Annotated in this window: 18 protein-coding genes; 8 read left to right on the top strand and 10 right to left on the bottom strand. The window is 65.4% G+C overall.

Annotated elements, in window-relative coordinates; translation table 11 throughout:
* Positions 1–42: 42 nt before the first annotated feature.
* Both eno and ACV959_RS15265 read left to right on the top strand, forming a co-directional pair.
* The gene (eno, locus tag ACV959_RS15260; RefSeq protein ID WP_475737417.1) at positions 43–1326 is read left to right on the top strand and encodes a phosphopyruvate hydratase; all 1284 of its coding nucleotides are present in this window, start codon (positions 43–45) and stop codon (positions 1324–1326) included.
* An 80-nt stretch (positions 1327–1406) separates the two neighbouring features.
* The gene (locus ACV959_RS15265; RefSeq protein WP_475739685.1) at positions 1407–4118 is read left to right on the top strand and encodes a valine--tRNA ligase; all 2712 of its coding nucleotides are present in this window, start codon (positions 1407–1409) and stop codon (positions 4116–4118) included.
* Positions 4119–4160: 42 nt separating this feature from the next.
* Here the strand turns inward: ACV959_RS15265 and ACV959_RS15270 are convergent, their stop codons facing one another.
* Positions 4161–4724, bottom strand: coding sequence for a hypothetical protein (locus ACV959_RS15270; protein ID WP_475737418.1), 564 nt, complete (start codon positions 4722–4724; stop codon positions 4161–4163).
* A 200-nt stretch (positions 4725–4924) separates the two neighbouring features.
* Between ACV959_RS15270 and polA the strand changes: the two genes are divergently transcribed.
* Positions 4925–7927, top strand: coding sequence for a DNA polymerase I (gene polA, locus ACV959_RS15275; RefSeq protein WP_475737419.1), 3003 nt, complete (start codon positions 4925–4927; stop codon positions 7925–7927).
* A gap of 37 nt (positions 7928–7964) precedes the next feature.
* Here the strand turns inward: polA and cysN are convergent, their stop codons facing one another.
* From cysN to ACV959_RS15310, 7 genes are read right to left on the bottom strand one after another with little or no spacing between them, the layout of a single operon-like run.
* Positions 7965–9593, bottom strand: coding sequence for a sulfate adenylyltransferase subunit CysN (cysN, locus tag ACV959_RS15280; RefSeq protein WP_475737420.1), 1629 nt, complete (start codon positions 9591–9593; stop codon positions 7965–7967).
* A gap of 1 nt (position 9594) precedes the next feature.
* Positions 9595–10512: a sulfate adenylyltransferase subunit CysD gene (gene cysD / locus ACV959_RS15285; protein ID WP_475737421.1), complete on the bottom strand. Its 918-nt coding sequence runs from the start codon at positions 10510–10512 to the stop codon at positions 9595–9597.
* Positions 10509–11270: a phosphoadenylyl-sulfate reductase gene (locus tag ACV959_RS15290; RefSeq protein ID WP_475737422.1), complete on the bottom strand. Its 762-nt coding sequence runs from the start codon at positions 11268–11270 to the stop codon at positions 10509–10511. Before ACV959_RS15290 ends, cysD begins: the two co-directional genes overlap by 4 nt.
* Positions 11267–11773, bottom strand: a complete 507-nt coding sequence (locus ACV959_RS15295) for a DUF934 domain-containing protein (protein ID WP_475737423.1) — start codon at positions 11771–11773, stop codon at positions 11267–11269. The genes ACV959_RS15290 and ACV959_RS15295 overlap by 4 nt, the downstream gene beginning before the upstream one ends.
* On the bottom strand, positions 11757–13478 hold the full coding sequence (locus ACV959_RS15300; protein WP_475737424.1) for a nitrite/sulfite reductase: 1722 nt from the start codon (positions 13476–13478) through the stop codon (positions 11757–11759). The genes ACV959_RS15295 and ACV959_RS15300 overlap by 17 nt, the downstream gene beginning before the upstream one ends.
* The gene (locus ACV959_RS15305; RefSeq protein WP_475737425.1) at positions 13479–13793 is read right to left on the bottom strand and encodes a DUF2849 domain-containing protein; all 315 of its coding nucleotides are present in this window, start codon (positions 13791–13793) and stop codon (positions 13479–13481) included.
* The gene (locus ACV959_RS15310; protein WP_475737426.1) at positions 13793–14164 is read right to left on the bottom strand and encodes a 2Fe-2S iron-sulfur cluster-binding protein; all 372 of its coding nucleotides are present in this window, start codon (positions 14162–14164) and stop codon (positions 13793–13795) included. The genes ACV959_RS15305 and ACV959_RS15310 overlap by 1 nt, the downstream gene beginning before the upstream one ends.
* A 265-nt stretch (positions 14165–14429) precedes the next feature.
* On the opposite strand from ACV959_RS15310, the gene ACV959_RS15315 reads away from it, so the two are divergent.
* From ACV959_RS15315 to ACV959_RS15325, 3 genes are read left to right on the top strand one after another with little or no spacing between them, the layout of a single operon-like run.
* Positions 14430–15281, top strand: a complete 852-nt coding sequence (locus ACV959_RS15315; protein ID WP_475737427.1) for a P-loop NTPase family protein — start codon at positions 14430–14432, stop codon at positions 15279–15281.
* A gap of 36 nt (positions 15282–15317) precedes the next feature.
* Complete coding sequence (locus ACV959_RS15320; protein ID WP_475737428.1) at positions 15318–16031, top strand: hypothetical protein; 714 nt, start codon at positions 15318–15320, stop codon at positions 16029–16031.
* Positions 16032–16043: 12 nt separating this feature from the next.
* The gene (locus ACV959_RS15325) at positions 16044–17093 is read left to right on the top strand and encodes an NADP(H)-dependent aldo-keto reductase (protein WP_475737429.1); all 1050 of its coding nucleotides are present in this window, start codon (positions 16044–16046) and stop codon (positions 17091–17093) included.
* A gap of 10 nt (positions 17094–17103) precedes the next feature.
* Here ACV959_RS15325 and ACV959_RS15330 read toward each other — a convergent pair whose 3' ends face one another.
* Complete coding sequence (locus ACV959_RS15330) at positions 17104–17736, bottom strand: YqgE/AlgH family protein (RefSeq protein WP_475737430.1); 633 nt, start codon at positions 17734–17736, stop codon at positions 17104–17106.
* Positions 17737–17831: 95 nt separating this feature from the next.
* On the opposite strand from ACV959_RS15330, the gene ACV959_RS15335 reads away from it, so the two are divergent.
* Together ACV959_RS15335 and ACV959_RS15340 are read left to right on the top strand one after the other, a co-directional pair.
* On the top strand, positions 17832–18647 hold the full coding sequence (locus ACV959_RS15335) for a protein-disulfide reductase DsbD domain-containing protein (RefSeq protein ID WP_475737431.1): 816 nt from the start codon (positions 17832–17834) through the stop codon (positions 18645–18647).
* Between the two features lie 24 nt (positions 18648–18671).
* Positions 18672–19487 (top strand): sugar phosphate isomerase/epimerase family protein, encoded by an 816-nt coding sequence (locus tag ACV959_RS15340; protein WP_475737432.1) that lies wholly within the window; start codon positions 18672–18674, stop codon positions 19485–19487.
* Positions 19488–19509: 22 nt separating this feature from the next.
* Here the strand turns inward: ACV959_RS15340 and ACV959_RS15345 are convergent, their stop codons facing one another.
* Positions 19510–20814 carry a glycosyltransferase family 2 protein gene (locus tag ACV959_RS15345; protein WP_475739687.1) on the bottom strand — a complete coding sequence of 435 codons (1305 nt, stop codon included), beginning with the start codon at positions 20812–20814 and terminating at the stop codon, positions 19510–19512.
* Between the last annotated feature and the right edge of the window lie 2 nt (positions 20815–20816).

Raw genomic sequence — 20816 nt, forward strand, 5'->3', positions numbered from 1 at the left:
AAGGCGGCGCTGCTCCGCGCCGCGACAAAAAGAGGCTGATATATGACCGAGATCATCGACATCCACGCCCGTGAAATTCTCGACTCGCGCGGAAATCCGACCGTCGAGGTCGATGTGACGCTGGAGGATGGCTCCTCGGGCCGCGCCGCGGTGCCTTCCGGCGCCTCGACGGGCGCCCACGAGGCTGTGGAAAAGCGCGATGGCGACAAGGGCCGCTATCTCGGCAAGGGCGTGCTGCAGGCCGTCGACAACGTCAACGACGAGATTGCCGGCGCCCTGCTCGGCCTCGACGCCGAGGATCAGGTCGGCGTCGACCAGGCGATGATCAAGCTCGACGGCACGCCGAACAAGAGCCGGCTCGGCGCCAACGCCATTCTCGGCGTCTCGCTCGCGGTCGCCAAGGCTGCGGCGGAAGCCTCGGCGCTGCCTCTCTACCGCTATGTCGGCGGCGTGCAGGCGCGCGTTCTGCCCACGCCGATGATGAACATCGTCAACGGCGGCGTCCATGCGGACAACCCCATCGACTTTCAGGAATTCATGATCATGCCGACAGGCGCCGAGAGCGTGCGCGACGGCATCCGCTGGGGCGCGGAGATTTTCCACACGCTGAAGAGCGCCCTCAAAAAGGCGGGCCTGGCCACGTCGGTGGGCGACGAAGGCGGCTTCGCGCCGAACCTGCCCTCCGCCGAGGCGGCGCTCGACTTCATCATGAAGGCGATTCAAGACGCGGGCTTCAAGCCCGGCGTCGACGTGCATCTCGCCGCCGACTGCGCGGCGAGCGAATTCTTCAAGGACGGCAAATATGTCTATGAGGGCGAGGGGGTGACGCGCTCGATCGACGAGCAGGTGGCTTATCTCGCCAAGCTCGCCGGCGCCTATCCGATCATTTCGATTGAGGACGGCATGTCCGAGGACGACCTCGCAGGATGGCAGGCGCTCACCCGCGAACTCGGCAAGAAGATTCAGCTCGTCGGCGACGACAATTTCGTCACCAACGTCGCCCGCCTGTCCGACGGAATCAAGAATGGCGTCGCCAATTCGCTGCTCGTGAAGGTCAACCAGATCGGCTCGCTCACCGAGACGATTTCGGCCGTCGATATGGCGCATCGCGCCGGCTACACGAGCGTGATGTCGCATCGCTCCGGCGAGACGGAAGACTCGACGATCGCCGATCTCGCGGTTGCGCTGAACTGCGGCCAGATCAAGACCGGCTCGCTCGCCCGCTCCGACCGGATCGCCAAATACAACCAGCTCATCCGCATCGAGGAAGAGCTGGGCGAGGCGGCGATCTACGCCGGCAAGAGCGCAATCAAGCAGCTCGCGTAAAGAGCCGCAATCTGCGGGCTTCCCGTCCCTCCCCTTTACGGGGAGGGATTTTTTACAAACGCCCGGCTTACCAGATGACCATGGAAAAGACCTTCGACCCCCGCTCCATCGAGAGCCGCATCCGCGAGACCTGGGAAGAGGCGCAAGCCTTCCGCGCCGGGCGTCCCGAGCGCGCGGGCGCCGCGCCCTACTCCATCGTCATCCCGCCGCCCAACGTCACCGGCAGCCTGCATATGGGCCATGCGCTCAACAATACGCTGCAGGACATTCTCGTGCGCTATCACCGCATGAAGGGCGAGGACGTGCTGTGGCAGCCGGGCACGGATCACGCCGGCATCGCGACGCAGATGGTCGTCGAGCGCCAGCTCATGGAGCGCAAGGAGCCTGGCCGCCGCGAGATGGGCCGCGAAAAATTCCTCGAACGCGTCTGGTCGTGGAAGGCCGAGTCCGGCGGCAAGATCGTCGAGCAGTTGAAGCGCCTCGGCGCCTCCTGCGACTGGTCGCGCGAGCGTTTCACGCTGGATGAAGGCCTGTCGCGCGCGGTGGCGAAAGTCTTCGTGCAGCTCTATCGCGACGGGCTGCTTTACAAGGACAAGCGCCTCGTCAATTGGGATCCCGTGCTGCACACGGCGATCTCCGATCTCGAAGTGCAGCAGATCGAGGTCAAGGGCCATCTCTGGCGTTTCAAATATCCGGTTGTCGACGACGCGGGCAAGGAGACGGGCGAATTCATCGTCGTCGCCACGACGCGGCCCGAGACCATGCTCGGCGACACGGCCGTGGCCGTGCATCCCGAGGACGAGCGCTACAAGGCGCTTGTCGGCAGGAAGCTGCGCCTGCCGCTCGTCGGGCGTTTGATCCCCGTTGTGGCGGACGACTATTCCGATCCGGAAAAAGGCACGGGCGCGGTGAAGATCACCCCCGCGCACGACTTCAACGACTTCGACGTCGGCAAGCGCCACGGACTGCGCCTCATCAATGTGCTCGACGCGCAGGCGCGCATGGCGCTCGGCGCCAACGCCGAATTCCACGAGGGCGTGGAGCCCTCCGCAGAACTCGCCGCAACCGTCGCCGCGTTCGACGGCCATGACCGCTTCGCCGCGCGCAAGCTCGTCGTCGAGATGATGGAGGCGCAGGGCCTCCTCGACGGCGTCGACGACCACAAACACATGGTCCCGCACGGCGACCGTTCGCAGGCCGTGCTGGAGCCGCGACTGACCGACCAGTGGTATGTCGACGCCAAGACGCTCGCCCAGCCGGCGCTCGCCGCCGTGCGCGAGGGGCGTACGGCCTTCGTGCCGAAGAACTGGGAAAAGACTTATTTCGACTGGCTCGTGAACATCCAGCCCTGGTGCGTGTCGCGCCAGCTCTGGTGGGGCCATCGCATTCCCGCCTGGTACGACGAAGACGGCAATGTCTATGTCGAGGAGACGGAGGAAGCCGCCCATGTCGCCGCACGCTCGCGCACCGGCGCGGACGTGACGCTCACGCGCGACGAGGACGTGCTCGACACCTGGTTCTCCTCGGCGCTGTGGCCCTTCTCGACGCTGGGCTGGCCTGACGAGACGCCGGAACTCGCCCGCTTCTATCCGACGAATGTGCTCGTCACGGGCTTTGACATCATCTTCTTCTGGGTCGCCCGCATGATGATGATGGGCCTGCACTTCAAGAAGGAAATCCCCTTCCGCGACGTTTATATCCACGCGCTCGTCCGCGACGAAAAGGGCGCGAAGATGTCGAAGTCGAAGGGCAATGTCATCGACCCGCTGCATCTCATCGACGAATATGGCGCGGATGCGCTGCGCTTCACGCTCGCGGCGATGGCGGCGCAGGGGCGCGACATCAAGCTCTCGACGCAGCGCGTGGAAGGCTATCGGAACTTCGCGACGAAGCTCTGGAACGCCTCGCGCTTCGCTGAGATGAACGGCTGCGCGCGCGTCGCCGGCTATGACCCGCGCGCCAACAAGATCACGCTCAATCGCTGGATCGTCACTGAGGCGGCGCGCACGGTGCGCGAGGTGAGCGCGGCGATCGACGCCTATCGCTTCAACGAGGCGGCGGGCGCCGCCTATCGCTTCGTCTGGAACGTCTTCTGCGACTGGTATGTGGAGCTGACCAAGCCTCTCCTCACCGGCGCCGACGGCGCGGAGAAGGACGAGACGCGAGCGACGACCGCCTTCGTGCTCGACCAGATCTATGCGCTGCTCCATCCCTTCATGCCCTTCATCACCGAGGAGCTGTGGGCGATCAAGGGCGCAGAGGGGCCCGAGCGCGAAAGCCTGCTGGCTCTGGCGCAATGGCCGTCTCTGGAAGGTCTCGAGGACGCCGAGGCCGAGAGCGAGATCGGCTGGGTCGTGGACCTCATTTCGGAAATTCGCTCGCTGCGCGCCGAGATGAATCTCGCCGTCGAGACCGAGTTGCTGCTCATCGGCGCCGATGCGGCCCTTCGGGTGCGCGCCGCGCGCTGGGAGGAGACGATCCGCAAGCTCGCGCGCCAATCGAAAATCGGCTTCGCGGAGGCTGCGCCGAAATCCTCCGCCCAGATCATCGTGCGCGGCGGCGTCGCCGCCATTCCGCTCGAAGGCGTCATCGACCTTGCCGCCGAGAAGGCGCGCCTCTCCAAGGAGATCGGCAAACTCGATGGCGAGGCGAAAAAGCTCGACGCCAAGCTCGGCAATCCCGGCTTCCTCGCCAAGGCCGGCGAGGAGGTGATCGAGGAGCACAAGGAGCGCCTCGACGAAACAAGGGCGCGCATCGAGAAACTGACGGCGGCGCTGGGGCGTCTCGCCTGAGCCCGGCAAACGGGGAGGGGAGCGCCCTCCCCCCCTTTATCGCTACAGGGTAATGTTCGCGGTCGCGGCGATGGCGCCGCCGGCGGGCGGCGCGGCGATTTGCACGACCTGTTTGGTCTTTCCGCCCGGATGGCCGGGAAAGACCAAGGCGCCGCTCACGATGGCGCCGGGATCCGTCACCGTAGCGGAATAGACGACCGCGATATTCTGAAGGCTCGCATTGGGGTTGCTGAAGGTATAGGGCACCGTCACCACGCATTTCGCGGCAGTCACGGTCCCTGCCGACGTGGGCGTTGGCGGCGTTCCGGCGATCGTCGAACCGGTCGTCTTGTAAGCATGGCTCGCGACCGCATTGCTCGATTGGGTCGCCGCTCTCGTCATCCACGAAAAGGGCAGCGTCGCCGACAGGTTGACGGTCGCGCCCGTCGGGGGAACGAGGTAGGCGTGCGCCGAGCAATTGACCATCGTGTAGCCCTTCCCGGGCACGCGCAGCGTGACATTGATCGTCATCGTCAGCGTTCCGGAAAGCGTCGCCGCGTCCGCGGGCTCTGAAACCCATGGCGCCGCCAGCGAGGCCGCGAGCAAAAGACGAGCCGTTCGATTCATTACATACCTCCATAAAATTCGGCCCAAAAAACTTAATGCGGGAATACTATTCAGTTCTCGCCAAAAATCAAACGTCTTTTCGCCATCATTGCGCCATAATCGTCTCTCTGGAAATGGCGGGTTTCCCCATTTCGGGCTTGACGCGCCGTCGCCCTTCTCTGACGCAAGACGGAGACGGCCGGGACGGCTAAGATGCGCCCATGACCCTCACGCACAAACCCGTCGGCCCCGGCAGCCACGTCTTCCTCGTCGACGGCTCCTCCTTCGTCTTCCGCGCCTATTTCCAGTCGATCCGGCAGGATGCAAAATACAATTATCGCTCGGACCGGCTGCCGACCGGCGCCGTCCGCCTTTTCTGCACGAAGCTCCTGCAATTCGTGCGCGAGGGCGCCGCAGGCGTGAAGCCCACCCATCTCGCCATCGTCTTCGACAAGAGCGAGAACAGTTTCCGCAAGGAGATCTACCCCGACTACAAGGCCAACCGCGCCGAGCCGCCGGAGGATCTCGTTCCGCAATTTCCGCTGATGCGCGCGGCCGTGCGCGCCTTCGGTCTCACGCCGATCGAGCAGGACCGTTACGAGGCGGATGATCTCATAGCGACCTACGCCAGGCAGGCGCGCGAGAAAGGCGCCGACGTCCTCATCGTTTCGGCCGACAAGGACCTCATGCAGCTCGTCGGTCCGGGCGTGACCATGTACGATCCGGCGTCGGGCGCCGCGGGGGCCAAGGGCGCGCGCGAGGAGCGGTTGATCACGGAAGCGGAAGTGGTCGATTATTTCGGCGTGACGCCCGACAAGGTGGCCGACGTACAGGCGCTCGCCGGCGATTCGACTGACAATGTGCCAGGGGCCAAGGGCATCGGCGTCAAGACCGCCGCGCAGCTCATCAATGAATACGGCGACCTCGAAACGCTGCTGGCGAAAGCGCCAGGCATCAAGCAGCCCAAGCGGCGCGAGGCGCTGACCGATCCCGAGGCCGTCAGGCTCATCCGCTTGTCGAAGAAGCTCGTCGAACTCGTGCGCGACGTCCCGGTGGAGACGAAACTGGAGGATCTCGGCCTGCACGAGCCCGATGCGAAAGCGCTCGTTTCCTTTTTGCAGGCGATGGAGTTCACGACCATCACGCGGCGCGTCGCAGAGCTTTACGGGGTCGATGCGGGAGAGATCGCGCCTGACCCACATTTCGTTGGCCCAGCGGGCTGGCGCGCGCGCAATGGCGAAGTCGATCATGCGGCGGCGCCCTCGCAAAAGCGCGCGCCGCCTGCGCCCGCCGCCGACGATGCCGCGCGCGCCGCGCATTCGCCCGCGTCGCTCGCCGCCGCGCGCAAGGCCGAAGCGCTCGCGACGAAGATCGATCGCTCGGCCTATGAAACCGTCCTGTCGGTCGATCGGCTGGCCAAATGGGTCGCCGACGCCTTCGAGGCGGGGTTCGTCGCTCTCGACACGGAGACGACCTCCCTCGATCCGATGAGCTGCGAACTCGTCGGCGTTTCTCTGGCGCTCGGGCCGGGTTGCGCCTGCTACATCCCGCTCCAGCATCGCGACTCCGGCGACGGCGGCCTCTTCGGCGGCGCGGCGCTCGTCGCGGGACAGATTCCGCTCGACGCGGCGATCGAGACGCTGAAGCCGCTTCTCGAGGACGATGCGGTTCTCAAGATCGCGCACAACATGAAATACGACATGCTCGTGCTCTCGCGCTACGGGATCGACGTCGCGCCGATCGAGGACACGATGCTGATTTCCTATGCGCTCGACACGGGCCGCAACAATCACGGGCTCGACGAACTGGCGCAGAAACATCTCGGCCACGAGAATATTTCCTTTGCCTCCGTTGCGGGCTCGGGCCGCAATTTCATCGGCTTCGCGCGCGTGGCGCTCGACAGGGCGACGGAATACGCCGCCGAAGACGCGGATGTCGCGCTACGCCTGTGGCGCGCGTTGCGACCGCGACTCGCGGCCGAACAAAAGACCGCCGTTTATGAGACGCTCGAGCGGCCCATGGTCGCGACGCTCGCGCGCATGGAGCGGCGCGGGGTCGCCATCGACCGGCAGATGCTGTCGCGACTCTCCGGCGAATTCGCGCAGGACATGGCGCGGCTCGAGGCGGAGATTTTCGAACTTGCCGGCGAGAGCTTCAATCTCGGCTCGCCCAAGCAATTGGGCGACATTCTCTTCGGCAAGATGGGCCTGCCCGGCGCGAAGAAAACCGCGACCGGCGCTTGGTCGACCTCGGCAAGCGTGCTCGAGGACCTCGCGACGGAAGGCAACGCCTTCGCCCGCCGCATTCTCGACTGGCGCCAGCTCTCGAAACTGAAGAGCACCTACGCCGACGCCCTGCCCGGCTTCGTGAACAAGGAGACGGGCCGCGTGCACACGAGCTATTCGCTCGCGGCGACCACGACGGGGCGTCTCTCGTCGTCCGAGCCCAATCTCCAGAATATCCCCGCGCGCAACGAGGCGGGGCGCAAGATCCGCAAGGCTTTCGTCGCCGCGCCCGGCCATGTGCTCATCAGCGCGGATTACTCGCAGATCGAGCTTCGCCTGCTGGCGCATATCGCAGACATTCCGCAGCTGAAGAAGGCCTTCGCGGATGGGGTCGACATTCACGCGATGACGGCGTCAGAAATGTTCGGCGCGCCGGTGAAGGACATGCCGCCCGAAGTGCGCCGCCGCGCCAAGGCGATCAATTTCGGCATCATCTACGGCATTTCGGCCTTCGGCCTCGCCAATCAGCTCTCCATCCCGCGCGAGGAGGCGGCGGCCTACATCAAGCGCTATTTCGAGCGCTTCCCCGGCATCCGCGACTATATGGAGGCGACCAAGAAAGCCGTGCGCGAGAAGATGTGCGTCACGACCATCTTCGGCCGCACCTGCCATTTCCCGCGCATCGCGTCTGCGAATCCGTCAGACCGCGCCTTTTACGAGCGCGCGGCGATCAATGCGCCAATTCAGGGCGCGGCCGCCGACATAATCCGCCGCGCCATGGCGCGCATGGACGACGCGCTCACAGAGGCGGGCCTCTCGGCGCAAATGCTGTTGCAGGTCCATGACGAACTTGTCTTCGAGGCGCCAGAGGCGGAAGCCGAAGCGACGATCGCGGTCGCGCGCCGCATCATGGAGCAGGCGCCGCTCCCCGCCGTGCACATGAGCGTGCCGCTGCATGTCGACGCGCGCGCGGCGAAGAATTGGGACGAAGCGCACTGAAAAGAGAAGGCGCTCCGAAGAGCGCCTTTCAGGGTCGTCACAGGCCCGGATCGCCGCCGGTTCGCTTCCCGCTCGCGAGCCCGTAGGCGTATCGCGTCCAGAAGCGCTCGTGGAAATAATACAGCGCGAGGATCGCGACCATCTCGACGCCGGTGATCTCCCCCGCAAGCCGCGCATCCTGAAGGAAGGCGTAGAGGATCGCGAAAGTCGAAAGGCTAGCCGGAACGAGCCAGGAGAAAGCCTTGGCGAGGCTGCGCCGCCGCGTCGGGCGGAAAGCCTCGCGCTCCACGGCGACGCCCTCCATCGAGGCGTAGCTGATGTCGGTCAGGGGCGCGTCCAGGCGGCGCTCGGCTGCGGCGACCGTCTTCACCATGCCGACCGCGACCGTCTCATTGGTGATGCGGTCAATGAGAATGAATCCGCCCGTTTCTCGATTTTCGACATAAGGGTCGCAGGCGACAACGGTTTCGAGCGAGAGTTTCGCCTCGCCGATTTCGTTGAAGGCGAGCGTCTCGCCCTCGGGCAGGGGCGCGGCGAGGCCGGACTCGATCTCGATGCGCGCGTCGACCGCGCTGACTTTCGCGGGCGTCGTCTTCGCGCCGATCTTCAAGAGATAGCTCTTGCCCAGGACCAGCGGATCGCGCACGAGCCAGAGCAGCTTCGCCTCCAGCCGGTCGCCGACTTTCGCCGGAGAGACCGGCGAGCAGAGGAGATCGCCGCGCGAGCAGTCGATTTCCTCGGCGAGCGTGATCGTCACGGACTGCCCGGAAACCGCGCTGTCGAGATCGCCGTCATAGGTGACGATGCGGGAGACGCGGGTGTCGCGGCCCGACGGCAAGATGCGCACGATATCGCCGGGACGGACATTGCCGCCGCTGATAAAGCCGGAGAACCCGCGGAAATCGAGATTCGGACGGTTCACCCATTGGACCGGCATGCGGAAGGGCGCGAAGCGCATCACATCCTCGATGGCGACGCCTTCGAGATAGCTGAGCAGCGGCGGCCCGTCGTGCCACGGCATGTTGGCGGCGCCGTCGCGCACGAGATTGTCGCCGTCCTTGGCGACGAGCGGCAGGACATAGACGGAGGCGAAGCGCAGGTTCTTGGCGAATTCCCGGAAATCCGCCTCGATCTTGCGGAAGACGTCCTCGCCGTAGCCGACGAGGTCCATCTTGTTGACGGCGACGACGACATGGCGCACGCCGAACATGGAGGTGATGACGCTGTGGCGGCGCGTCTGCGGCAGAATGCCCTTGCGGGCGTCGACAAGCAGAATGGCGAGGTCAGCCGTCGAGGCGCCGACCGCCATGTTGCGGGTGTATTGCTCGTGGCCGGGCGTGTCGGCGACGATGAACTTGCGCTTGTCGGTCGCGAAGTAACGGTAGGCGACATCGATGGTGATGCCCTGCTCGCGCTCGGCGGCGAGACCGTCGACGAGCAGCGCGAAATCGAGATCGTCTCCTTGCGTGCCGTGCTTGCGCGAATCGGCCTCGAGCGCCGCGATGAGATCGTCGGGCGCGAGATCGGCGTCATAGAGCAGACGGCCGATCAACGTCGACTTGCCGTCGTCCACCGAGCCGCAGGTGATGAAGCGCAGGAGCGGCTTGTCGGCCGCGACGCGCGCGGCGGCATGGACGGGGGCTTCCGTGACCTCGGCGCCATGCATGTCAGAAATATCCTTCCTGCTTCTTCTGCTCCATGGAGCTGGAGCCGTCATGGTCGATCAGGCGTCCCTGCCGTTCGGAGGACCGGCTCTCGCGCATCTCGGCGATGATCTCTTCGAGATTGGTCGCCTCGCTCTCGATGCCGCCCGTGAGCGGATAACAGCCGAGGGTGCGGAAGCGCACCATCTTGCGCTCGATGACCTCGCCTGGTTCGAGCTTCATGCGGTCGTCGTCGACCATGATCAGCGTGCCGCTGCGGCGCACCACGGGCCGCTCCTTGGCGAAATAGAGCGGCACGACGGGGATGTTCTCGCGCGCGATGTAGTCCCAGATGTCGGCTTCGGTCCAATTGGACATTGGGAAGATGCGCAAGCTTTCGCCCGGCGCCTTGCGCGTGTTGTAGAGCCGCCAGAATTCGGGCCGCTGGTTCTTCGGATCCCAGCGATGCTGCGCGGTGCGGAACGAGAGCACGCGCTCCTTGGCCCGGGATTTCTCCTCGTCGCGCCGGGCGCCGCCGAAGGCCGCATCGAACTTGTATTTGTCGAGCGCCTGCTTCAGCGCCTCGGTCTTCATGATCTCGGTGTGCAGCTTCGAGCCGTGCGAGAAGGGGCCGACGCCCATCTCGATCCCTTTGGGATTGATGTATTCGATAAGCTCAAGCCCCCACTGTTTCGCGATGTTGTCGCGAAACTCGATCATCTCCCGAAACTTCCAGGTCGTGTTGATGTGCATCAACGGGAATGGCGGCTTCGAGGGAAAGAAAGCCTTCATGGCGACATGCAGCATCGCCATGGAGTCCTTGCCGATCGAAAAGAGCATGACTGGCCGCTCGCATTCGGCGACGGCCTCGCGCATGATGTGAATGCTCTCCGCCTCAAGCCTGTCGAGATGGCCGAGCGAACGGTTCGGCAGCGCGCTCATTGAAATGCCTCCGGCGACGTTTGCGGCGCGGGCCCGCGGCGCAGCACGCCGTCTTCGCCCACGTGCAGGCCGCATTCCTTCTTGTCGTCCTGCTCCCACCACCAGCGGCCGGCGCGTTCGTCCTCGCCCGGCTGGACGGCGCGCGTGCAGGGCGCGCAGCCGATGGAGAGGAACCCCCTGCCGTGCAATTCGTTGACCGGCACGGAAAATTCCTGCGTGGCGGCGACGATGTCGTCTCGCGAATAATCGACGACCGGATTGATCTTGAGCAGCCTGCGCGCGGCGTCGAAAGCGATCAGCGGCGCATCCGCGCGCGTCTCCGACTGATCGGCGCGCAGACCGGTGATCCAGCCGGAAACGCCGGCGAGGATGCGCCCGAGCGGCTCGACCTTGCGCACATGGCAGCAGGCCTTGCGCGCCTCTAGGGATTTATAGAAGCCGTTCACGCCCTGCTCCGAAACGAGCGCCTCGAGCGGCGCCGCCTGCGGATAGACGGCGCGAATGCGGCGCGCATAACGCGCCTCGGTCTCTTCCCAAAGGGCGTAGGTTTCAGGAAAGAGCCGGCCGGTGTCGATCGTCACGACGTCGATGTCGAGCCCCTGGGTGAAGATCGAATGTGTGATGAACTGATCCTCGACGCCGAAGCTCGTCGTGAAGACGATGCGGCCGGGAATGATTTCGCGCACGAGCCGGAGGCGATGGTCGAGATCGAGCGGCGCGAGGCGCGGTTCGAGAATTTCAGCGATCGAGGCCGTCATTGCGCCGCCGCCTTTCGACGCGCGTCGAGGATGGAGCCGCGCGCGGCGTAGCCGCGCTGGTAGGCGCGCTCATGGGCGTCGCGCGCCGCCCGCCACTGCGCCTCCGGCTGACGTTCGGCGAGGTCGTCGGGAACCTCGACCGTGTCGAAGCCGCAACCGAGCGCATGGGCGTATTGGTCGGCGAGCAGACGCCCGCTTGCGCGCAGTTCGCCCGTGAAGCCCGCGCGGCGGATGAGGCGCGCGAGCGAAAAGCCGCGTCCGTCCGTGAAGGCCGGGAAGGCGATCTCGACGAGTTCGAGACGCGGCAGCGCGGCGGCGAGCGCGGCGGGCTCGGTCGTATTCGGGACGTTCACGCCCAGAGCGACGCCCACGGGAAGATGAGAGAGGGCATGGTCGAGTCGCGCGAGCGAAACGACGACCTTGCCGCTTTTCGGCAGCGCCTCTTCGTCAGCGAGCCGGCGCCAGCCGTCCTCGACGAAGCGGCCGTCAGATATCAGCGCCATCTTCGCCCTCCCGACGCAGCGCGTCCTTGAAGCGGGCGTGGCCGACGCGCCGCCATGTTTCGATGAAGCTTTCGCCCTCGCGGCGCTCCGCCATGTAGAAATCCACGATGTGCTCGATGACGTCCGGCGCCTGTTCGGCCGTCACGCCGGGGCCGAGAATTTCCCCGATCGACGCCGAAAAGCCCGGGTCGCCGCCGAGCGTGATCTGATAGGATTCCTGACCCTTTTTCTCCAGCCCGAGAATGCCGATCGCGCCGACGTGATGATGACCGCAGGCGTTGATGCAGCCTGAAATCTTGATGCCCAGCTTGCCGATGCGGCGCTGGCGCGACAGGTCCGAGAAACGTTTCGAAATCGCCTGCGCGATCGGGATCGAGCGCGCCGTGGCGAGCGAGCAATAGTCGAGTCCCGGACATGAGATGATGTCGGAGATCAATCCCGCATTCGCCGTTGCGAGACCCGCGTCGTCGAGGAGCTTCCAGAGTTCGAAGAGGTCGTCCTGTTTCACATGCGGCAGGATGACGTTCTGCTCGTGGCTGATGCGCAGCTCCCCGAAGCCGAAGCGTTCGCTGGCGTCCGCGAGAACCCGCATCTGCTGCGACGTCGCGTCGCCGGGAATGCCGCCGATGGGCTTCAGCGACACGGTGACGATGGCGTAGCCCGGAACCTTGTGCGGCGCGACGTTCGCCTCGACGAAATTCCCGAAGGCCGGATGCGCGACGCGCTGTCCGCGCAAGGCCGCGGACTCCGCGGGCAGCGTCTCATAGGGCGGCGGGGCGAAATAGGCGGCGATGCGCTCGAACTCGGCCGGGTCGTAGGAGAAGACCGAACGATCCATGGCGGCGAACTCCGCCTCGACCGCCTCGCGCACCGCGTCGATCCCCTTCTCGTGCACGAGAATCTTGATGCGCGCCTTGTATTTGTTGTCGCGGCGGCCGAAGCGGTTGTAAACGCGCATGATCGCTTCGAGATAGGCGAGCAGATCGGCGCGCGGCGCGAAATCGCGAATGATCTTGCCGACGAAGGGCGACCGGCCCAGGCCGCCGCCCACGACGACCCGATAGCCGATCTCGCCGGCGCCGTTCCTGACGATGGCGAGCCCGATGTCGTGCACCATCACGGCCGCGCGGTCATGCGCCGCGCCCGTCACCGCGATCTTGAACTTGCGCGGCAAGAAGGAAAACTCCGGATGCGCGCTCGACCACTGGCGAAGGAATTCCGCCGTCGGACGCGGATCCTCGATTTCGTCCGGAGCGACGCCGGCGAAATGGTCGGCGGTGACGTTGCGAATGCAATTGCCAGAGGTCTGGATGGCGTGCATCTCGACCTCGGCCAAGGCCTCGAGAATGTCGGGCGCGTCGACGAGCTTCGGCCAGTTGTACTGGAGATTCTGGCGCGTCGTGAAATGGCCGTAGCCGCGATCGTATTTGTCGGCGATGTCGGCGAGTCGGCGCATCTGCCGCGCCGTCAGCGTGCCATAGGGAATGGCGACGCGCAGCATATAGGCGTGAAGCTGGAGATAGAGGCCGTTCATCAGGCGGAACGGGCGGAACTCGTCTTCCGTCAGCGAGCCATCGAGACGGCGGCGCACCTGTTCGCGGAATTCCGCGACGCGCTCGCGAACGAAGGCGGCGTCGAATTCGTCGTAGCGATAGGTCGTGGTCGGCGCGTTGCGCCGCGCGAGGCCAGGGTCATGAGCGGTCATTCAAGCGCCTCCTCTCGCCTGCTTGCCGAGATCGAGACGGACGCTCGGCCCCTTGATGCGCATTTTTTCGCGATAATGGAGCGGCGTCGGAACGCCGTCGGCGCCAACCTCCACATCCGCGAGATAAACGTCGACGACGCGGTTCGCGGCGATTTCCGCCGCGCCGAAGGCTTCGAGCGCCGCCGCCTCCGCCTTGTCGCGCGCGATGCGCGCCTTGGCGTGGTCGCGCTCCCAGCCGGATGCGCCGAGGAACATCACCTCGCCGTCGGCGAGACTGGAGGCGAGCAGGATTTGCGGATGCTTGAGCGCGGACATTACGTCTCCTGCGCCAGTTTGAGCGTGAGGCCGGACATCTCGTCCGACCAGATGATCTGGCAGGAGAGGCGCGAGTTTTCGTAGAGCATCGGCAGTTCGTCGAGCTTCTCCAGTTCGTCCTCGCGCGGCGGCGGGACGCGCGCGGCCGACGCCGCGTCGAGCACCACATGGCACTCTGCGCAGGCCAGGGCGCCTCCGCAGGCGTTCTCCATGCCGAGCCCATAATCCCGCAGGATTTCCATCAGGCGCCAGCCTTCGACGGCCGCGAGTTCGTGGACGACGCCGCTGCGGTCCTCGACGCGCAGGAAGGGCGTCTCGGGCTCCAGAGGCGAGGCGGGCGGATCGGCGGCGATGTCCAAAGCTATGCTCATGCGCTCGTTTCGGGCTCGGGGGCGAAAGCGGCGGCGCCGGGGCCGGCGGCGTTCTGTATTTCGAACGGTTAGATACTCTAAATCGCACGGAAGTCAATTCACTTCCCGGAATAGACAATAAAAATATTATACATAAAAAAATCGTTTAATGCGCCCGAAGGCGCGGGAATCCACAGCTGGGACATGACAAGCGCCCGCAATGTATGATTGGTAAGAATCAGGCAACCAATCGGAGCGGCGGACGCGTCGCGCCATAGGAGACCGCATGGTAAAGAAGCCGATTAAACCCATCAAAGACATGCCGCCTCCGAAACGGGAGCCGGAACAGCGTCGCGACCTCCGCGACATCACCGCGCCGCAACAAGCTTCAGGAGCAGTTATGAAACCAACGGTCATTGTCGTAGGCGCCGACAAGGGGGGCGTCGGCAAGACGACAATCGCGCGCGCCGTCATCGACTATCTGTCGCTCAACAACATTCGCGCGCGCGCATTTGACACCGAGACGCCCCGCGGCACGCTGCATCGTTTCCATCCCGATCAGACCGCCATCGTCGATCTGACGGAGCCGGCGGATCAGATGAAGATCATCGACACGCTCAACTCCGCCGATGCGCGCGTGAACGTCATCGACGTGCGCGCCGGCGGGCTGAGCCCTGCGCTCGAGGCGCTCGACGAGATCGGGTTTTTCGACGCCGTGAAGATCGGCGAGTTCCAGTTCATTCTGCTGCATGTCATCGGGCCCTCGATCGCGTCGCTGGACGAGATCGCCGAGATCGCGCCCTATGTGGCGGACGCGGATTATTTCATCGTCAAGAACCATGTGAACGACACTACGTTCTTCGAATGGGATCCCCAGACGCACGCCAAATATTTCGAGGACGTTCGCACGGCGGGCGAAATCACCATTCCGAAGCTCGGCGAACTGGCCTATGAACAGGTCGAACTCGCCGGAACGCCCTTCTCGACCTTCATCGAGAACAGGAACGCGGCGGGCGAGCCGGCCGAGCACTCCTTCGTTCTCCGCGGCTATGTCCGCAGCTGGCTCGCGCGGGTCGCGGACGAATTCGAGCGGGTTGGCCTGCTCGACCTCATCAACGGCGCGGGCAAGGGGCGATAAGACAGAGGCGGCGTCGCCCTCTTCCGCGAGGTCCAAATGAGACGCCGCACCCTTGTCTACTTCGTCTGCTCGCCGCATTCGCGAACCGGCGTCACGACCGCCGCGCGGCTTCTGACGGACTACTATCTGTCGCGCGGCGTTTCCGTCGAGGGCTTCGACACCGATTCCCGGGAGCCCCGTTACGCGCTATTTTTTCCAGGTCTGTCCCGGGTCGTCGACGTCGACGACATCAAGGGACAGATCTCGCTGTTCGATCGCCTGCTGGTTCCCGACGAAACGCCGAAGGTCGTCGACGTCTGGAGCCGTTCCTTCGATCGGCTCTTTTCCACAATCGCGGAAATCGGCTTTCTCGAGGAGGCGCGGCGCGCGGCCATCGAGCCCGTCGTATTCTTTCAGTCCGACGCCTCGCGAAGGGCGGCGAGCGACGCGCGTCTCCTCGCCGCGACCTGGCCGGACCTCTGGATGACCGTCCTCCACAACGAGGGCGCGGCGCCCCTAGGGCCCGAGGCCATGGACATCCTCGCCGCCTATCCGGCGCGCGGCAAACTGGTCATTCCCCGGCTCGAAAGCCCGATCGCAAGAGCGCTCGACGAGGTCGACCTCTCCCTCTCGGCCTTTCTGCAAGCGCCCCCGCCCGCCATGTCGATCGTCGTCCGCGCGGCGCTAAAAGCCTGGCTCATCCCGATCTTCACGCAGCTTCAAAGCTTCGAACTGCGGCTCGACTTGCAATCGAGTCAATTCCTGCGTTAGGCGGCCTTCGTCATGGAATACAGAAAACTCGGACGCACCGATCTCTCCGTCTCCGCCATCTGCCTCGGCTCCATGACCTGGGGCCAGCAGAACACGGAGGCCGAGGGACACGAGCAGCTCGACTACGCGCTCGCGCGCGGCGTGAATTTCATCGACACGGCCGAAATCTATTCGATCCCCCCGCGCCCGGAGACGCAGGGCTCGACCGAGCGCATCATCGGCTCATGGCTCGCGGCCCGGAAAAACCGAAACAAGGTGATCATCGCGACGAAAGTCGCGGGGCGCGGCGACGCCAAATGGCTGCGCGGCGGCGAGTCCGGGACGGTCCTCGACCGCAAGAACATTCATTATGCGATCGACGGCTCGCTGAAGCGGCTGCAAACCGATTATGTCGACATCTATCAGCTGCATTGGCCGGACCGTTCTCTGCCGCTGTGGGGCGCGGGCGGAACCACCTATCGCCGCCCGAGCCGGCGCGACGAAGTTGCGATCGAAGAAACGCTGGAGGCGATGGCCGAACTCGTGAAGGCCGGCAAGGTCCGGCATGTGGGCCTTTCCAACGAAACGCCCTGGGGCGTCGCGCGCTTCCTGCGCGCGGCCGAGCTCGGCCATGGTCCGCGCGTCGTCTCAATCCAGAACGCCTATAATCTCATCAACCGCACCTTCGAGATGGGACTCGCGGAATTTGCCGAACGCGACGGCGTCGGCCTGCTTGCCTATTCCCCGCTCGCCCAGGGCTATCTCACCGGCAAATATCAGGGCGGCGCCCGCCCGCCCGGCGCCCGCACCACGCTTTTCGAGCGCGCCCAGCGCTACGAGAAGCCCGGCGTCGAGGCGGCGATCGACGCCTATCTGCGGCTCGCAAAAGAACTCGGCGTCGATTTGGCGCAGCTCGCCATCGCCTATGTCACGTCGCGACCCTTCGTGACGTCGAACATCATCGGCGCGACGACGATGGCGCAACTGAAGACCGACCTCGATTCCGTCAAACTGACGATCACGCCGGAGATGGAGGCGCGGATCGACGAGATCCACCAGGTCCACAGCAATCCGGCGCCTTGAGAGCGCGCGCCTAAGCGTGGCCCGCGCTGGACGAGAGCCGCTCGAGGTCGACGCCCATGGAACGCAGCGCGCGCGTGTATTTGCCGCCCAGATCCCGGTCGAACAGCAGCGCCGGATCGGCCGGGCAATGCAGCCAGCCGTTGCGCTGGATTTCGTCCTCGAGCTGGCCGGCGTCCCACCCCGCATAGCCGAGGGCCAGCAGCGCGTGATGCGGCCCCTCGCCCGCCGCGATGGCGCGCAGAATGTCGACCGTCGCGGTGAGGGACACGCCGTCGTCGATGGGCAGAGTCGAATTGTCAAGGAAGAAATCCGGCGAATGCAGCACGAAGCCCCGGTCGGTCTGCACCGGCCCGCCGGACAGCACCTGAATCTCCGACGCCTCGCGCGGCAGGCTGATGCGCTCCTGGGGTGCGATGATCTGCAACTGCACGAGCAGATCGGGGAAGTTCTTCAGACCCGCCGGCTGGTTGACGACGATGCCCATGGCGCCGTCGTCCGAATGGGCGCAAAGATAAATCACAGACCGCGCGAAACGCTGGTCCATCATTCCCGGCATGGCCACGAGCAATTGCCCGTCGAGATAGCGTTTGTCGCCATGACGAAAATCCCGGCCGAGGGGACGATCCGAACCTTGCTTCCTCATCTGCGCGCTCATAGGTTCATGCTACCCCCGCGGCGGTCCCTTCACAAGCAGCGCCGACCGCCCGGCCGCGCCAACCCACCCGGAAAACAACGTCGATGACAACGCCAGGCCCCAAGACTCGCGCGCACCGCGCCCCGACCGTCGCCGTTCTCGCCGCCCTGCTGGCGAGCGGAAACGGACAGGCCGCCGACGCCGATTTCGCGACGGCTCCGGCCAAGGGCGACGTCTCCGCCGTCCGGCTGCTCGCGGCGGGGCCGATGCAGGGCGGCGTCTATCGCGCCGGCGTCGAGATCGATCTGAACCCCAAGACCATCACCTATTGGCGCCAGCCGGGGGAAGCAGGCTCCGCGCCGGTCTTCGATTTTTCGAAATCGGCCAATGTGGCGAGGGTCGAGACGTCTTTCCCCGCGCCCAAGCGCATCGACGAGGCGGGAACCGTCGTCGCGGGTTATGACGAGAAGGTGATCTTCCCGCTGAAGATCACCCCGAAGGATCCCAAGGCGCCCGTGACTCTGGCGATGAAGCTCGATTACGCCGCCTGCGGCAAGATTTGTCTGCCGGCGAAAGCCGAGCTTTCTCTCGCCCTTCCCCAGTCGGGCGTCTCGCCTTTCGCGGCGGCCATTGCGGCGGCCGAAAGCCGGGTGCCCGCGAAGATCGACGCCGCCGAAGCCCGGACGCGGTTGACGCTCAAAAAGGATGGCGAGGGCTGGCGCCTGACCGTCGCAGGACCCGGAAAGGCGCAGGACGTCTTCGCCGAAGTCGCGGAGCCGCTGTTCATCGAGACGAAGCGCGACGGGGCGGATTTCACGCTGACGCTTTTCTCGACTGGCCCCAAGCCCAAGAGCGCCAACGCGACTTTGACTGTCGTCACCGACAAGGGCGCCTATGAGGCGCCGATGCGCCTCGAATAGCGGCGCTGGTTCCAGAAGGGCTTCATGCGGATCGCTCTCTCCACGCTGGCCTGGGATGCGGCGGACGACGGGGCGGTCGCCGCGCTCATGAAGCGGCATGAGGTCGACGCCATCGAGATCGCTTTCGGCAAGCATTTTCCTCAGCCGTCCGAAGTCGCGGCGGACTGCGTCCGGGCCTTCCGGGAGAGATGGGCCTGCAGGGGGGCGCAAATCGTCGCCGCCCAATCGCTCCTCTACGGCGCGCCGCCGCTCAATATTTTCGGTTCCGAGAGCGACCGGCGGGAGCTGCTGGCGCGTCTCTCCCATGTCTGCCGGATTTCTTCCGGGCTTGGCGCGACGCGGCTCGTTTTCGGATCGTTCAGGAACCGGGACCGGGGCGATCGGTCCGAAACGGAGGCCGCGGCGATCGCCGTCTCCTTCTTTCGCGCCCTAGGCCGGCTCGCCGACTCTCACGGCCTCGTCGTCTGCCTCGAGGCCGTTCCGGCGCGCTATGGCGCGAATTTCATCACCTCGACGCCAGAGGCGGCGGCGCTGGTCGCGGCCGTCGGCCACGCGGCGATCCGGCTGCATCTCGATACGGGAACGATGGCGGTCAACGGCGAGGATGCCGCCTGGATCATCACGGCTTACGCGAGCCTGATCGGCCATGTCCACGCCAGCGAACCGGACCTCGCCGTCCTGGGCGAGGGCGGGGCGGATCACGCCGGGATCGCTCGCCTTCTGTCGCAGCGGCTACCCGAGCAGATCGTCTCGATCGAGATGCTGCTTCAAGACGGAACGCCCCGTCTCCCCTCGATCGACACGGCGTTGACGCGCGCGATTCATCATTATCGCGGCTGACGCCCGAAGGCGCCCGAGCCCCTTATTCCGCCTCGACATCCATCGGCGTAGCCTCGCTCGTCACGGCGGTTTCCTGCTTGGGCGTGCGCTTGAAGGTCGATTTGCGGCCGCGCAGCGTCTGCAGGATCTTCGCGCCATTGGCGAAGGCGAGATAGATGAACAGCGGCGGCACGGAGGCGACGGTCTTGGCGTAATCGACCAAAGTTCCGCGCTTGAGCGCGAGATAGGGCGGAAGGGTCATTCCCAGCGCCACGATCAGCGTCATGCCGGCGACGAGCGTCAGCAGCCCGTAATAGGGCGCGAGCGAACCGTGCAGCAGCGCGCCGATGGCGAAAGCGATGAGGCCGATGGCCGCTGCGGGAAAGAAGATCTGATGCGCAACGAGAGAAATCGCCATTACGCGCTTCATGGGCGGCCAGGGCGCCTCCCAGATCGGCAGAATCGTCTTCTGCGCCACCTGCACGAAGCCGTTGGACCAGCGCCGCTGCTGGCGGCGGAAGTCGCGAATGCCGTCGGGAACCTGACCGGGGATCGGCGGCTCCGACACAAAAAGCCCGTGCCAGCCCTTGAGTTCTGCGCGCACCGTGAGGTCGAGATCTTCGCATAGCGAATAGTCGGACCAGCCGCCGGCGTCCTCTATCGTGGCGCGGCGCCAGATTCCGCCCGTGCCGTTGAATTGGAAAAGCCACCCCGCGAGGGCGCGCGAGCGCTGCTCGACCATGTAATGCCCGTCCTGCACGAGCCCCTGGGCGCGGGTCAGCCAGTTCGTCTCGTAATTCTGGAACTCGCAGCGCGACTGCACGAAGCCGGCGCGGGCGTCGGTGAGGAACAGCGGCACGGTGCGCCTGAGCCAGTTCGCGGGCGGGCGGAAATCCGCGTCGAGCATGGCGATGAAGGGTTCGTTCGTCAGCGTCAGCCCATGCGCGCAGGCGCCCGCCTTGAAGCCCGAGCGGTCCGTGCGGCGGACATGGTCGATGACGGCGCCCTGCGCGCGCAGTTCCTCCGCGACGCGGGCGGCGCGCGCGCTCGTCTCGTCGGTCGAGTCGTCGAGCAACTGGATGCGCAGCTTGTCCTTCGGCCAATCGAGCTGGGCGACGCAGCGCAGCGACTGTTCCGTGACGAGCGGCTCGTTGAACACCGGAATCTGCAGCAGCACATGCGGTAGATCGGCGTCGGGGGCGGCGGGCGCCGCCGGGTCGCGCGCGCCGCGCGCGAGATCGTAGAGGAACCGGCCGATCACCACGAGATAGCCGAGCCCGATCGCCACGAGGATCGCCACGCTGAGATAAGCGACGGCGTCGGCGAGAAACTGGAGGAGTCCGAGCAGCA

This window comes from Methylocystis sp. Se48 (assembly GCF_056269425.1).

Bases quoted from the DNA above. Each gene is read 5' to 3' on its own strand.
- eno (WP_475737417.1), top strand. From the start codon at position 43: ATGACCGAGATCATCGACATCCACGCCCGTGAAATTCTCGACTCGCGC.
- ACV959_RS15265 (WP_475739685.1), top strand. From the start codon at position 1,407: ATGGAAAAGACCTTCGACCCCCGCTCCATCGAGAGCCGCATCCGCGAG.
- ACV959_RS15270 (WP_475737418.1), bottom strand. From the start codon at position 4,724: ATGAATCGAACGGCTCGTCTTTTGCTCGCGGCCTCGCTGGCGGCGCCA.
- polA (WP_475737419.1), top strand. From the start codon at position 4,925: ATGACCCTCACGCACAAACCCGTCGGCCCCGGCAGCCACGTCTTCCTC.
- cysN (WP_475737420.1), bottom strand. From the start codon at position 9,593: ATGCATGGCGCCGAGGTCACGGAAGCCCCCGTCCATGCCGCCGCGCGC.
- cysD (WP_475737421.1), bottom strand. From the start codon at position 10,512: ATGAGCGCGCTGCCGAACCGTTCGCTCGGCCATCTCGACAGGCTTGAG.
- ACV959_RS15290 (WP_475737422.1), bottom strand. From the start codon at position 11,270: ATGACGGCCTCGATCGCTGAAATTCTCGAACCGCGCCTCGCGCCGCTC.
- ACV959_RS15295 (WP_475737423.1), bottom strand. From the start codon at position 11,773: ATGGCGCTGATATCTGACGGCCGCTTCGTCGAGGACGGCTGGCGCCGG.
- ACV959_RS15300 (WP_475737424.1), bottom strand. From the start codon at position 13,478: ATGACCGCTCATGACCCTGGCCTCGCGCGGCGCAACGCGCCGACCACG.
- ACV959_RS15305 (WP_475737425.1), bottom strand. From the start codon at position 13,793: ATGTCCGCGCTCAAGCATCCGCAAATCCTGCTCGCCTCCAGTCTCGCC.
- ACV959_RS15310 (WP_475737426.1), bottom strand. From the start codon at position 14,164: ATGAGCATAGCTTTGGACATCGCCGCCGATCCGCCCGCCTCGCCTCTG.
- ACV959_RS15315 (WP_475737427.1), top strand. From the start codon at position 14,430: ATGGTAAAGAAGCCGATTAAACCCATCAAAGACATGCCGCCTCCGAAA.
- ACV959_RS15320 (WP_475737428.1), top strand. From the start codon at position 15,318: ATGAGACGCCGCACCCTTGTCTACTTCGTCTGCTCGCCGCATTCGCGA.
- ACV959_RS15325 (WP_475737429.1), top strand. From the start codon at position 16,044: ATGGAATACAGAAAACTCGGACGCACCGATCTCTCCGTCTCCGCCATC.
- ACV959_RS15330 (WP_475737430.1), bottom strand. From the start codon at position 17,736: ATGAGGAAGCAAGGTTCGGATCGTCCCCTCGGCCGGGATTTTCGTCAT.
- ACV959_RS15335 (WP_475737431.1), top strand. From the start codon at position 17,832: ATGACAACGCCAGGCCCCAAGACTCGCGCGCACCGCGCCCCGACCGTC.
- ACV959_RS15340 (WP_475737432.1), top strand. From the start codon at position 18,672: ATGCGGATCGCTCTCTCCACGCTGGCCTGGGATGCGGCGGACGACGGG.